The sequence below is a fragment of the Plantibacter lichenum genome (assembly GCF_050587525.1).
Classification (GTDB): Bacteria; Actinomycetota; Actinomycetes; order Actinomycetales; family Microbacteriaceae; genus Plantibacter.
On the sequence record NZ_JBOBFT010000010.1, the window covers coordinates 1 to 12,508 of the forward strand.

Here is a 12,508-nt window from a genome sequence, read left to right on the forward strand (position 1 = left end):
GCTGTTTCGTGCGTTCCCGGTCACCGGTTCCGTGGCTGGTTCGGTGGGCCGTCAATAAACCCGCTCTGCGGCACGTCGTATAGCACCATCGAGTCCGCGTCCTCGAGTGATCCCTTCGACCCCATGAGGACTCGTTTCCCCGGGTCGAGGTCCCACGAGAGGACGAAGTACACGTCCTGCCCGCGTCGGTCCTTGCGTCGTTCGATGATCGCTTTCGGCAGCACCGGGTCACCACGCATCACCAACCACGTGTTGACGTCGAACCGGATCGGCTTGGGGCGAGACATGAGGGCGAGTGTAGAGGAAGGGGCCGACATGGAAACCTGAATCGGGCGGACCGGGTTCAAGTTTCAGGGGCGAGAGTTGAACGGCTACTCGTCGATGTCCGGGCTGAACCCGTCGTCCTTGCACTGCTTCAACAGCGCATCGTGCGACACCTGGAACTTCTGATAGGCGGCAGTCGTATCCGCTGTCGTACCCGTGCCACTGACGGCTGACGTGAACAGGTCGACGTTCATCGCCACGACCTTGCGCACGTCCTCAGGTGCCGACTCGTCCTTCGACAACGCTTCCCACCGGTCAAGCATCGACGCCCGCGCTGGTACGAACGTCGCGTCCGTCCGCGTGGGGCTGTCTCGAGCGGCCGTCATCTCGTTCCACGCCGCCGCGTACTCGTTGCAGAACGCCTCGTTTGTGTTCGGCGTCGCGCAACCAGCCAGCCCCAGGACGATGAGTCCAGCGGCCGCTGACAGCTTGAGTGCGCGCATGACTACCGTCGCGCCGACGACTCGATCGCCACGACGACAGCGCCGGCCACGCACCACAGGAGAAGGGCGCTGATGCCCACACTCAGGAACACGATGCAGAACGTGAGAGCTCCGGGCACGAGCGAGAGGACGAGCCCAAGCACGGTGCCGATGATGCCCACGAACGTCAGCGCAGTCAGGTAGGGGTTCTTCCGCACCTTCGTGGTCGGCCCGGAACCGTACTTGACTTCGATCTCCTCGCGGGTGATCGGTTTGCTGTCATCGCTCATGGTCGAATCCTATCGTTCGGGCGCCCCACTTGACTCGTCTGTTTTGCTCGCTAGATGATCACTTCTCACGCCGGAGAAGGAAGGAGTGCTTGCCGCCGGTCAGGTACTTGCGGCGGTCTTCGGTGACCACTTCCCACCCATCAGCGATGTAGGGGTCGAGCTTCTTCTCCAAGTCAGTGACACCCATCAGGCCCCATTGCGGGAACTTGACCGTCTTGGTCTCGTACTTCGGTTTCATGGTCGAAGCCTATCGGTCATCCGACTCACCTTCCACGGTCAATGTCTGACCTGCGGCCGTCCGCTACCTACCCTGCATTTTGCCTAATGACCACTGTTGACCAGTGGTTACCGTGAGTATCCGCACGGTCCCAAGGTAAACCCAAGTGGTTACTGTGAACGTCAAATTGAGAACTTCAGCTTCCCAAGCTGATAGCGCGGGTTCGATTCCCGTCATCCGCTCCACAGAACACGGCCTCGCAGGGCACGTCCTTCCAGCTGACGCTGACCGCCCCGCCCCGCGCCGGCCCGTCCCGTCCCGCCCTGCGCCAAGAGCCGCACGGCAGACCCATGACACGTGTCACGGGTCGGACGTGACACGGGGCCACTTCTGCGCCCGGAGGACCGCTGCGAGGCTTGATGACAAGCCGCCGACACCGCACCGGTGTCCGGCAGAACCGAATCGAGCCCCATGCGCAAACCACTGAAGATCACCCTCATCACCCTGGGAACCATCGTCGCGATCCCCGTGCTCCTGCTGGCGACGACCTCGCTCGGAAACGTCATCGCGACGAATGTGGAAGTGTCCTCGATGCAGTCGTACGGAGAGAAGGTCCCCGTCGACGGCAAGGAGATGAACGTCGTCGTGAGCGGCGAGGGCGACACGACGATCGTGCTCCTGCCCGGTCTCGGCACCGCCGCTCCCGGCCTCGACTTCCAACCGCTCATCAAGCAGCTCGACCCCGACTACCGGGTCGTCGCCGTCGAACCGTTCGGCACGGGCCTGAGCGACCAGACCGACACCCCGCGCACCGCCGAGAACATCACGCGCGAAGTGCACGAAGCGCTCCACCACCTCGGCATCGACCGGTACGTGCTCATGGGGCACTCGATCGCGGGCATCTACGCGCTCACCTACAGCGCCGCGTACGCCGACGAACTCATCGCATTCGTCGGCATCGACAGCAGCGTTCCCGGCCAGCCGGGATCCGACGAGGCGATCCCGACGGAGACGATGGTCGCCCTGAACGACCTGGGGATCACCCGGCTCCTCCGCACCCTGGTTCCCGACCCCTACGACGGCCTGCCCTACGACCAGCTGGACAAGGACCGGATGAACCAGCTGACGGCGAAGAACTCCGCGGCCCCGACGCTCGTGAACGAGATGGACAACACCCCGGCGAACTTCGCGTCCGTCAGCGGGGCGACCTTCCCGAAGGACCTCCCCGTGCTCCTCTTCGTGAACACGAAGGACGACGATGTCGCGGGCTGGCTCGAGCTCCACGACGAGCAGGCGGCGAGCGTCGACACGAGTCAGGTCATCCAGATCGAGGGCGAGCACTACCTGCACCACCGGTTCTCGAAGGAGCTCGCGCAGGACACCACGGCGTTCCTCGCCACGCTGTCGATACGCTGAGGCCATGACGGACAGCGAGCCCCGGGCGCCGCGCAGAATCACGGATCTCCGGGTCATGCGCGGCTCGACGGCTGCGACGCTCGGCGTCGCGGTCCTCGTCGGCGCGGCCATGCAGCTGTTGGTCGGCGTCAACCCACCGCTCAGCCCTCGGGTCATCGCGCTCGTGGCGCTGACGGTGGCGGCGTCGATCGTCGCCCTCGCCACGATCCCGCTCCTGCTGCGCGCGCCGGGCGACCCGGGCACACCGGGAACCGCAGTTCCGCATCATCCGCTCGTGGTCGCACTCGTCCTGCTCTCGCTCGGCGTGTGGGTGCTGGCCGTCGTTCCGCCGTTCGCGGGATGGGGCTGGGCGTTCACCCTCGCGATCGGCGGAGGGGTGCTCACCTGCGTCGTGCGCGGTTGGTGGAAGCTGGCGGTGGTCCTCGGCACGTATGCGGTGATGGCGCTCGGCGGGCTCCTCGGCTCGGCGCTCACCGCGGCCTCGTCCATCACGACACCGACGACCGACTCTGCGACCGATGCCGTCCTCATCGGCACCCTCGTCCTGTTCACGCTCATGCCGCTCAGCGCCGTGTGGGTGCTGCAGGTGGTGCTGCGGTTCGAGGAGGCCCGCCGGATGGCGTCGGAACTCGCGGTCGCCAAGGAACGGCTCCGGTTCGCGACCGATCTGCACGACATCCAGGGACACCATCTGCAGGTCATCGCGTTGAAGAGCGAACTCGCGGAACGCCTGATGGCGGAACGTCCGGACGCCGCGCGCGTCGAGATCGCCGACATCCGCGTGATCGCGCAGGAGGCACTCGACGACACCCGAGCGGTCGTCAACGACTACCGCTCGGTGACCGTCGCCGTCGAAGCACGGAACGCCGCCGCGGTGCTGCGATCGGCCGGCATCCGCTGCGAGGCCCGCCTGGAGGCGACCGAGTTGCCGACGTCCGTCGGCGCCCTGTTCGCGATCGCGATCCGGGAGGCGGCGACCAACGTGCTCCGGCACAGCAGGGCCACCGATGCGTCGATCGAGCTCGTCCGGGACAGCGCCGACGCCTACCGCCTGACCGTCACCAACAATGCCCCCGGTCCCCGACGTTTGGGCGGCACCGGGCTCACGGGCCTGGCCGAACGCGTCGCCACGCAGCACGGGACCGTCGAGACCACGCGGACGGATGACGCCTTCACCCTGATCGTTCGGGTCCCCGTCCCATCGACCGACCACCATGAGGAGCACAGCCGATGATCCGCATCGTGATCGCCGACGACGAGGAATTGATCCGCGGGGCGCTCGTCGCACTGCTCTCCCTCGAGCCCGACATCGAGGTCGTCGCGGACGTGGCGGACGGTCTGGCCGCCGTCGCCGCGGGGGTCGAGCACCGGCCCGACGTGATGCTGCTCGACCTCGAGATGCCGGAACTCGACGGGATCGATGCCGCGGAGCGACTGACGAGGCTGGTGCCGACGCAGGCCGTCATCGTGACCCGTCATGCGCGACCTGGCACCCTGAAGCGCGCCCTGGCGGCTCAGGTGCGCGGCTTCGTCCCGAAGTCGACGCCCGCATCGGAGCTCGCGAAGATCATCCGGTCGGTCGCGGCGGGGGAACGGTACATCGACGCCCGTCTCGCATCGGCCGCCCTCACCGAGAACGAGAACCCGCTCACGCCGCGGGAGACCGATGTCCTGCGGCTCACGCGGGACGGTCTGCCGACGAAGCAGATCGCGAAGGAGCTCTCGCTCGCCCACGGCACGGTCCGCAACCACGTCTCATCGGCGATGGCCAAACTGAACGCGGACTCGAAGACCGCTGCCGCCGCGATCGCGTGGGAGCAGGGCTGGATCTAGCGGGAGCGATCATCGCCGCCGCCTGGCCGATTCATGTATCCTGATCGCGCTGTGGACGGTTCTACCGGCGATCCGCATTGCGATGAGCATGTGCGATCGTCTGGGCGTTGACGCCAGAGAATTCTCTCGAGGCGGGACCTCCACGGAAATGGAGCATCTCACTATGCCTTCACTCTCCCGGAACATCCTCGCCGCACTGGCCTGCATCGGCTTGGCGGCGTCCGTCGTCGGCGGAGCCTCCGCCGCGCAGGCCGCCGGAACCGTCACGCTGCCGCCCGCGAACGCGCAGTTCGACTACCAGATCGGTGCGCCCTACACGCCATCGGCCTCCGTCGGCGTGGTGTCGCGAGACCACAGCGTCTCGCCCGCAGCCGGCAAATACAACATCTGCTACGTCAACGCGTACCAGACCCAACCTGACGACACCACGACGTGGGCCGGTGCGAACAGCGATCTCATCCTGCACAACGCGAAGGGCGAGAAGGTCGGCGATCCGGAGTGGAACGAGTACCTGCTCGACACGTCGACGCCGGCCAAGCGCACGCGCATCGCGGCGATCGTCAACGGATGGGTCACCGAGTGCGCGGCGAAGGGCTTCGACGCGGTCGAGCCTGACAACCTGGATTCGTGGACGCGTTCGACGAGCGGCGGCAAGCAGTTGCTGAGCAAGCAGAACAACGCCGACCTCGCCAAGCTGCTGACGACCTTCGCCCACCAGAAGGGCCTCGCTATCGCTCAGAAGAACACGACCGATCTCGGATCGTCGGGCAAGAACACGATCGGGTTCGACTTCGCGATCGCCGAGGAGTGCCAGGCCAACGCCGAGTGCGGCGACTACACGAGCGTCTACGGCAACAACGTCATCGAGATCGAGTACAACGACAACGATCCGAAGTACTACAGCCAGGCGTGTGCAGCGCAGGGCAAGCAGATCTCGGTGATCTACCGGGATCGCGATGTCGTCGCCAAGGGGCAGAGCGGGTACACCTACAAGTACTGCTGAGACCTGCTCCTGATCGGCAGGCCGTGATCACGCCCTGCCGATCGGATCGATGCCGGGTTCCGCGCTGCGCGGGCCCGGCATCGTTTCGTCAGCGGGCGGGTTCCGGACGCGGCTCGCGGAGGATCGACGTCATCTTCTTGCCGTTGGCGACCTCGTCGACGATCTTGTCGAGGTAGCGGACCTGCTGCATGAGCGGGTCCTCGATGTCCTCGACGCGGACGCCGCAGATGCGTCCGGTGATGAGCGCGGCGTTGGGGTTCATTGCCGGAGCGTTCGCGAAGAACGTCTCGAAGTCGATCCCGTCGGCGAGCACCTGTTCCAGAGCGGCGTCGTCGTAGCCGGTGAGCCAGGTGATGACCTGGTCGAGCTCCGCTTTGCTGTGACCCTTGCGCTCCACCTTGGCGAGGTAGAGGGGGTACACGCTCGCGAAGCTCGTGGTGAAGATCCGGTGTCCTGCCATGGTGTCCTCCGATCCGCCGCGCACGCTGCATTTCAGGCCGCGTGTCCGCCCCTCCAGCTTCGCACACGGCGCGTTCCGCGGCACTTGCCGAAGTCGATCAATGCGCCGTAGAGTTTTAGCCACACCTATAATCGGAGGCCAATGATGACCGCGATCATCCGAGACACCATGCGCAAGCACGGCATCACCGGCAACGAGCTTGCGAGTCGACTCGGCGTGACACCTGGAGCCGTTTCGCAGCTGCTCGCTTCGGAGCAGGACGAAACGATCAAGCTCCATTCCCTTCGGAGGGCTCTCCGTGCAATGTCGAGCGATGTGCACATCGAGTCGCGAGCGGAGCCGCTTCCTGTGTACGCGCCACGACCGCTCTCGGCGGCGATCGGGGAGGCGCTCACGTCCGGCGACGACATCCTCGCACTTCGCCTCCTCACCTTGGCCGGTGACGAGCTTGCGCAACGCCCCGACTGGGCTGATGACCCGGCGTTCGAACTCCCCCCTCACCACCTGTTGGATCCACGGTGGGACACGTTCATGCGCGCGTACCTCAACAACTCGCTCCCCGCGCGAACCACCTCCCGCTGGCCTCCGCCGTCGAGGCTTGCCGAGCCCTGGTTCGTCTCCCCGTATGAGAGCCTCCAACGAAAGGCGCGGCGTTCGACCCCGGAGTATCTCAGCGCGTACAACATCTTCATCGACGAGAACAGCTTGAGCCGCGCGTGAGCGTTGACGACTATCTCCTCGACCCAGAGCGAGTGCACGCGCTGCTCGGCGAACTCGCCACTGGCCTCATCAGTCGAGGAGTGACCGGACATCTCGTCGTCGTCGGCGGCGCAGCGATTGCACTGCGCTACCCAGACGACGACGCCGTGCGGGTCACAACGGACATCGACGCGGTGTACGTGCCGCGCGACGCAGTCAACGCTGAGGTGGCTCGAATTGCGGAACGCCACGGGCTTCCCATCAACTGGCTCAATGATCGCGCGAGTCCCTGGCTGCCGGATCGAGCGCTACCAATCGGATACGAGACGTCGTTCACGATTGAATCCGCCACGGATCGCGAACTGATCGCCATGAAGATGGCGGCGTTTCGGCCGCAGGATCTGCACGACCTCACGATCCTGGCGAGACGCGTCGGAGCGACCGCTCCGATGGACCTCGTGGACATCGCGATCGGCGTCTATGGCGAAGACTCAACGGCTCTCACCGGCAGCCGAGAGGACTACGAGTTCCAAGCCCGGGACGTCTTCCTCCGGATGCGGGAGCAGGATCGACACAGCGACGAGTGATCGTGCAAATGGCACTGGCCCTTCCCGCAGGGGGAAGGAGGAGGATGGGCGGGTGCCTCACACCATGACGATCGGCGACTTCGCCAGGGCCACACGGCTCACGGCGAAGACGCTCCGCTTCTACCACCAGGCCGGCATCCTCCGGCCGGCCGCGATCGACCCCGTCAACGGGTATCGCCTCTACGACGTCGGCCAGGTCGCCGATGCTCGCGTGGTACGACAGTTGCGGGCGCTCGCGGTCCCGGTCGGGACCATCGGTGAGATCCTCGCCACGTCGGACGTCGAGACCAGGAACGCGCTGATCGCCGAGCACCTGACACGTCTGGAAGCACAGCTCGATGAGACGCGCACGGCGGTCGCGACCCTGCGGAAACTCCTCGTCGAGCCATCGCCGCAACTCGCCATCGAGCACCGCAGCGTTCCAGCCACGCCCGCCCTCGTGATCAGGGAGATCATCGACCTCTCCGAGCTGGGGCCCTGGTACGACGCGGCTGCACACCGGTTGGAGACGACTGCCCGGCACGGCGGTCAGCACCCCGCCGGGCGTCTCGGCGGCATCTGGGACACGACGCTCTTCTTCGAGGAACGCGGCGAAGCGGTGATCTTCATCCCGGTGGATCCACGAAGGTTCCCGGCCGACGCGGGCGACCTCCCCGATCGGGTGCGGGCGGAGACGCTGCCGCCGGTCGACCTCGCTGTGGCCGTGCATCGCGGACCGGACGAGACCATCTCCGAGACCTACGCGGCGCTCGGCGCCTACGTCGCGGAGCACGAGATCGGCGTCGACGGCCCCTTGCGTGAAACCTATCTGCAAGCCCCGACTCCGGACTCACCCGGCGCCGTGACGGAGATCGGTTGGCCGATCTTCCGCACCGGACGCTGACGGAGGAATCTCCCCGCGGGTGTTGACCTTCCCCTCACGGGAACGTCGACGCTGAAGGCATGAACGATTCCGCACACCCCACCGACCCCTCGTCCACGCCTTCCGGTCAGCCCGGTCCGACACCCTCCTACCCGCGTACGCTCTCCCTCCTCGGCCGCCGTGCGCTCGTCGTCGGCGGGACGAGGGGCCTCGGCGCCGCCGTCGTGGACCGCCTCGTCGATGCCGGCGCGCGCGTCATCACAACAGGCCGATCGCAGCCCGACGAGACGCGGGCCAGCCGGGTCGTCCGAGTCGACGTCACCGTGCCGGGCGCAGCGGAGACCATCGCCCAGGCCGTCGCGGAAGACGGCGGCCTCGACATCCTCGTGCAGGTGACCGGTGGTTCGGCATCGCCCGCCGGGGGCCACGCGACGATGACGGACGCGCACTGGGACGCCGAGCTCACCCTCAATCTCCTGGCCGCCGTTCGCATCGACCGTGCGCTCACGCCGTTGCTCCTCGAACAGGGAACGGGCGTGATCGTGCACGTCGGATCCATCCAGGGCAGGATGCCGCTCTACGACGGGACGCTCGGCTACGCCGCTGCGAAAGCAGCACTCCGTGCGTACAGCAAAGGGCTCGCGAACGAGCTCGCGCCGCAGGAGATCCGCGTGAACACGGTCTCACCCGGTGGCATCCAGAGCGAGGGCGCCTTCGCACTGGCGGCGCGCATCGCCGAAGCGAGTGGTGTCAGTGAAGCGGAGGGGATGCAGCAGCTGATGGACTCGCTCGGCGGCATCCCGGACGGACGGTTCGCGCCCGCCGAGGAGATCGCGGACGTCATCGGGTTCCTCGTCTCCGACGCCGCCGCGTCGATCGTCGGCGACGAGATCACGGTCGACGGCGGAACCGTCAAGACCATCTGAGCGCGCGTGACCGCGACAGCCCTGCACATCGATGACGAAGGAACGACCATGACGACGCTCGACCTCTCCCCCACGATCACCGCGTACTTCGAACGGATGGACCATCCCGCCAAGGCCGGCATCGCGGAGCTGTTCACACCCGACGCGCTGGTCATCGATGATGGCAACGCCTACCGGGGCACCGATGCGATCCAGGGCTGGCTGCGCGGGGCCGCGAGCGAGTACACGGTCACGTCGACCGTGCTCGCTGTCGAACGATCCGGCGGCGGCGACCCTCGCACCGAGCCCGGATCCGCCGCCGTCACCGTCACCGTCGTCGACGTCCTCCTGGAGGGCGACTTCCCCGGCGGCCGCGTCGAACTCCGCCACCGGTTCCGCGAAGAACCGACCGGCCTCATCAGCACCCTCACGATCGGGGTCGAGTGACTTCGATCACCCGGCCTCGAGGAACGAGCGCCGGAACAGTGCAGCGACCACGGCTGCCGCGGAGACCAGAAGGACGCTGACGACGAGCGGCCCCGAGGCGACTGCCGTCGTCCCGTACGCCAGGCCGCCGAGGATCGGACCGGCGGCGGCACCGACATTGAGCGATGCGGTGGCGAACGAGCCCGACAAGGTCGGTGCATCCCCGGCGGCACGCATCGATGTCGCGATGAGCGTGCTCCCGACGGCGAACGACAGCGCGCCGTTCAGGAGCACGAGCACGAACAGCACAACCGGAATCGCAGAAAACAGCACGAGCGCACCCCATCCGACGAGCAATGCTGTTCCACCGATGGCCAGCAGGAGGGCGCCGTGGCGATCGCCGAACCGGCCGGCAGTCCAGACGCCGACGAAGGATCCGACACCGAACACGGCCAGCACGGCGGGGACGGACGCGACCGTGAGCCCAGCGTTGCCCGTGGCAACCGGAGCGAGGTAGGTGAATGCACAAAACGTCGCACCGTTGACGAGCGCACACAGGACGAGGGGGACGATCACCGCGGACCTGCGCAGCACCAGAAGCTCACTCGCGAGCGAAACGCACCGACGGGCACCGGCCGGCCGCATCGGCGTCGTGAACGCAACGGCGAGCAGGGCCGGAACGCAGATGACGCCGACGCCCCAGAGCGCCGCGCGCCAGTCGAGCAGCGCACCGATGACGGCGCCGCCCGGCACCCCGACGATCAGCGCGAGCGTGGTGCCGCCGAGGATCACCGCGAGTGCTCGCGCGGTGCGGTCCGCCGGCACGAGAGCCGACACGGTCGACAGCGTGACCGCGAGGAAGCCTGCATTCGTGATCGCGGCGACGATGCGGGTCACGAGGAGCACCTCGAAGCTGTCGGTCTCGGCTCCGACGACGTGCATCGCGATGAAGACCACAAGAAACCCGGTCAACGCGAACCGCGGGGACCACCGTCGGCTCGCGACGGCCATGAGCGGCGCGCCGACGATCATGCCGATGGCGAATCCGGACGTCAGGAGACCGGCTTGCGGGATGCTGATCGAGAGGTCGCCAGCGAGATCGGGGAGGAGTCCAGCGAGCATGAATTCCGATGTTCCCTGCGCGAACACGGCGACGGCGAGCAGGATGATGCGAAGTGGCATGGTGAGACTTTCGAAGTGAGGTGACGGCCGGGACAGACCGGCACGACAGTGCTCACGGGATCGACGTCGAATCCATCGTCGAGATCGGAATCTTCACCGACCACATCGATCCATTGCGGAACCCGGCGCCGCGCGATTCGTTCACGGGGACGCGGATCGACGCTCGGGGAGTGTGAGCTACCGGCGTACCGGCAGCTCGACCCTGGATGCTTCGGGAGAACTCACCCCTCGACTCTATGCGGTGGCCGCGGCGAAGCGCATCCCTGCTTCCCCCACGTCGATGCGATCGCTCCCCCACACAGTCCGTCCGGTCAGCGGGAGGCTGCAGCCAAGCGCACCTCACCGAGCAGCCGGCCGCTCGTCTTCGCGAGCGAACGACGGGACAGCAGGCGCGTCCCCAACGCGGTGAAGTGATTCATGCGACCGGACACGACGCTCGGTCCACCGTCGGGACGATCGAGTGCACGGAAGGCCGTGTCGATCACCTGAGGGCTCGTCTGCTTGCGCCCTACGGCGGCGTCCTCGGTGCCCACGACGTCGAAGAACTCGGTCTCCGTCGCGCCGGGGCTGACGGCCAGCACTCGCAGGCCCGTGCCGCGCGCCTCGGCCCAGAGCGCTTCCGTGAAGCTCAGGACGAACGCCTTCGTCGCACCGTAGACCGCCATGCCAGGCGTCGGCTGGTACGCCGCCGTGCTCGCGATGGTCACGAGCGCGCCGTTCCCCTCGAGGAGCTGGGGCATGAACCGGCGACTCAGCTCCACGAGTGTGCCGACGTTCAGCTGGATCTCGCCGACCATGCGCTCTGGGTCCGCTTCATCGAAGGCGCCATGGCTGCCGAAGCCGGCGTTGTTGACGAGCGAGGTGATGCGGAGGCCACGACGACCGACCTCGCCGTGGAGCTTGGCAGCGGCCCCTTCCACGCCGAGGTCCGCGGGGATCACGGTCACCTCGACACCGGTCGTCGTGCGCAGTTCGGTGGCGAGCGCTTCGAGCCTGTCGGCACGGCGGGCCACGAGGACGAGGTTCGAGCCGCGGCTCGCGAACCGCTTCGCGAACTCGACGCCGAGCCCCGAGCTGGCTCCGGTGATGAGGGTGGTCCCGCCGCGGAGGTCGAGCGTCATGAGTGTGTCCTTCGATTGATCGCCTGCAATGTTGTCAGTGACATCATTGTGCACGCCTTCACCAGTGTTGTCAATGCCAACATCACGGTATGATCGATGCGTGCCCGACACCCGCTACCACCACGGCAACCTCCGCAGCACCTTGCTGGCTGCCGCAGCGGCGAGCATCGAGCGCGCTGGCGTCGAAGCACTGTCCCTGAGGCAGCTCGCCCGCGACGCCGGTGTGAGCCACGCCGCACCGAGCAGGCACTTCCGCGACAAGCAGGCGCTCCTCGATGCCCTCGCCGAGGACGGGTTCAACCGCCTCGCCGCGGCGCTCGACGAGACCGCCGCAGGCGACGCCGCAACACCAGCCGACGTCCGTGCCCGCTTCGACGCACTGGCCCACGGCTACGTGTCGTTCGCTCTCGCGCAGCCCACGCTGCTCGGCCTCATGTTCGGACTGAAGCACGCTCCGGACGCACGCGCCGAACTCGTTGCAGCAGGACACGCCTCGATGGAGATCACGATGCGCGTGGTCACCGATGCGCAGGCGGTCGGCGCCGTCGCAGCCGACGATCCTCAGCAGATCGCGCTCGTCGCCTTCGCGACCTTCCACGGCATCGCGACGCTCGCCTCGGGTGAACTCCTCGACGACGTCCCGACCGACAGCCTCGTCGACACGGCGATCGAGCTCTTCTGGCGCGGCCTGCAGCCGTGACGAGCCGCGCCCGCTGCGCACGGGACGGTCTGACCGGGCCAGAGCGGGCCGGGCTAGCCAG

General features: G+C 67.1%; 17 protein-coding genes. 10 read left to right on the forward strand and 7 right to left on the reverse strand.

Features of this window, described 5'->3' with window-relative positions; all coding sequences use genetic code 11:
• Positions 1–20: 20 nt before the first annotated feature.
• The 4 genes from ACQ3HB_RS13990 to ACQ3HB_RS14005 all read right to left on the reverse strand — a co-directional run bounded on the left by ACQ3HB_RS13990 (position 21) and on the right by ACQ3HB_RS14005 (position 1,274).
• Positions 21–287 (reverse strand): hypothetical protein, encoded by a 267-nt coding sequence (locus tag ACQ3HB_RS13990; protein WP_430920683.1) that lies wholly within the window; start codon positions 285–287, stop codon positions 21–23.
• Between the two features lie 84 nt (positions 288–371).
• A complete protein-coding gene (locus ACQ3HB_RS13995) occupies positions 372–767 on the reverse strand; it encodes a hypothetical protein (RefSeq protein WP_430920684.1) in 396 nt (131 codons plus the stop codon).
• Positions 768–769: 2 nt separating this feature from the next.
• Positions 770–1,036: a hypothetical protein gene (locus ACQ3HB_RS14000; RefSeq protein ID WP_430920685.1), complete on the reverse strand. Its 267-nt coding sequence runs from the start codon at positions 1,034–1,036 to the stop codon at positions 770–772.
• Positions 1,037–1,094: 58 nt separating this feature from the next.
• On the reverse strand, positions 1,095–1,274 hold the full coding sequence (locus ACQ3HB_RS14005) for a hypothetical protein (RefSeq protein WP_430920686.1): 180 nt from the start codon (positions 1,272–1,274) through the stop codon (positions 1,095–1,097).
• A gap of 450 nt (positions 1,275–1,724) precedes the next feature.
• On the opposite strand from ACQ3HB_RS14005, the gene ACQ3HB_RS14010 reads away from it, so the two are divergent.
• The 4 genes from ACQ3HB_RS14010 to ACQ3HB_RS14025 all read left to right on the forward strand — a co-directional run bounded on the left by ACQ3HB_RS14010 (position 1,725) and on the right by ACQ3HB_RS14025 (position 5,505).
• A complete protein-coding gene (locus tag ACQ3HB_RS14010; protein WP_430920687.1) occupies positions 1,725–2,669 on the forward strand; it encodes an alpha/beta fold hydrolase in 945 nt (314 codons plus the stop codon).
• A gap of 4 nt (positions 2,670–2,673) precedes the next feature.
• Complete coding sequence (locus ACQ3HB_RS14015) at positions 2,674–3,903, forward strand: sensor histidine kinase (protein WP_430920688.1); 1,230 nt, start codon at positions 2,674–2,676, stop codon at positions 3,901–3,903.
• Entirely contained in the window at positions 3,900–4,502 is a 603-nt protein-coding gene (locus ACQ3HB_RS14020; protein ID WP_430920689.1) for a response regulator transcription factor, read from the forward strand. Before ACQ3HB_RS14015 ends, ACQ3HB_RS14020 begins: the two co-directional genes overlap by 4 nt.
• Positions 4,503–4,665: 163 nt before the next feature.
• Positions 4,666–5,505, forward strand: coding sequence for an endo alpha-1,4 polygalactosaminidase (locus tag ACQ3HB_RS14025; protein WP_430920690.1), 840 nt, complete (start codon positions 4,666–4,668; stop codon positions 5,503–5,505).
• Positions 5,506–5,593: 88 nt separating this feature from the next.
• Here the strand turns inward: ACQ3HB_RS14025 and ACQ3HB_RS14030 are convergent, their stop codons facing one another.
• Positions 5,594–5,965, reverse strand: a complete 372-nt coding sequence (locus ACQ3HB_RS14030) for a DUF2200 domain-containing protein (protein WP_430920691.1) — start codon at positions 5,963–5,965, stop codon at positions 5,594–5,596.
• A gap of 141 nt (positions 5,966–6,106) precedes the next feature.
• On the opposite strand from ACQ3HB_RS14030, the gene ACQ3HB_RS14035 reads away from it, so the two are divergent.
• Genes ACQ3HB_RS14035 through ACQ3HB_RS14055 form a run of 5 tightly spaced genes read left to right on the forward strand, consistent with a single transcriptional unit; the run spans position 6,107 to position 9,465 of the window.
• The gene (locus ACQ3HB_RS14035) at positions 6,107–6,685 is read left to right on the forward strand and encodes a helix-turn-helix domain-containing protein (RefSeq protein ID WP_430920692.1); all 579 of its coding nucleotides are present in this window, start codon (positions 6,107–6,109) and stop codon (positions 6,683–6,685) included.
• Positions 6,682–7,251, forward strand: coding sequence for a DUF6036 family nucleotidyltransferase (locus tag ACQ3HB_RS14040; protein WP_430920693.1), 570 nt, complete (start codon positions 6,682–6,684; stop codon positions 7,249–7,251). Before ACQ3HB_RS14035 ends, ACQ3HB_RS14040 begins: the two co-directional genes overlap by 4 nt.
• Positions 7,252–7,303: 52 nt before the next feature.
• A complete protein-coding gene (locus ACQ3HB_RS14045; protein ID WP_430920694.1) occupies positions 7,304–8,134 on the forward strand; it encodes a MerR family transcriptional regulator in 831 nt (276 codons plus the stop codon).
• Between the two features lie 59 nt (positions 8,135–8,193).
• Entirely contained in the window at positions 8,194–9,039 is an 846-nt protein-coding gene (locus tag ACQ3HB_RS14050) for an SDR family oxidoreductase (RefSeq protein WP_430920695.1), read from the forward strand.
• A gap of 48 nt (positions 9,040–9,087) precedes the next feature.
• Positions 9,088–9,465, forward strand: coding sequence for a nuclear transport factor 2 family protein (locus tag ACQ3HB_RS14055; protein ID WP_430920696.1), 378 nt, complete (start codon positions 9,088–9,090; stop codon positions 9,463–9,465).
• Between the two features lie 6 nt (positions 9,466–9,471).
• Here ACQ3HB_RS14055 and ACQ3HB_RS14060 read toward each other — a convergent pair whose 3' ends face one another.
• Together ACQ3HB_RS14060 and ACQ3HB_RS14065 are read right to left on the reverse strand one after the other, a co-directional pair.
• On the reverse strand, positions 9,472–10,626 hold the full coding sequence (locus tag ACQ3HB_RS14060) for a Cmx/CmrA family chloramphenicol efflux MFS transporter (RefSeq protein ID WP_430920697.1): 1,155 nt from the start codon (positions 10,624–10,626) through the stop codon (positions 9,472–9,474).
• 311 nt (positions 10,627–10,937) lie between these two features.
• A complete protein-coding gene (locus tag ACQ3HB_RS14065; protein WP_430920698.1) occupies positions 10,938–11,747 on the reverse strand; it encodes an SDR family NAD(P)-dependent oxidoreductase in 810 nt (269 codons plus the stop codon).
• 100 nt (positions 11,748–11,847) lie between these two features.
• Here ACQ3HB_RS14065 and ACQ3HB_RS14070 point away from each other — a divergent pair, with 100 nt between their 5' ends.
• Positions 11,848–12,447, forward strand: coding sequence for a TetR/AcrR family transcriptional regulator (locus tag ACQ3HB_RS14070; RefSeq protein WP_430920699.1), 600 nt, complete (start codon positions 11,848–11,850; stop codon positions 12,445–12,447).
• Positions 12,448–12,508: the final 61 nt, after the last annotated feature.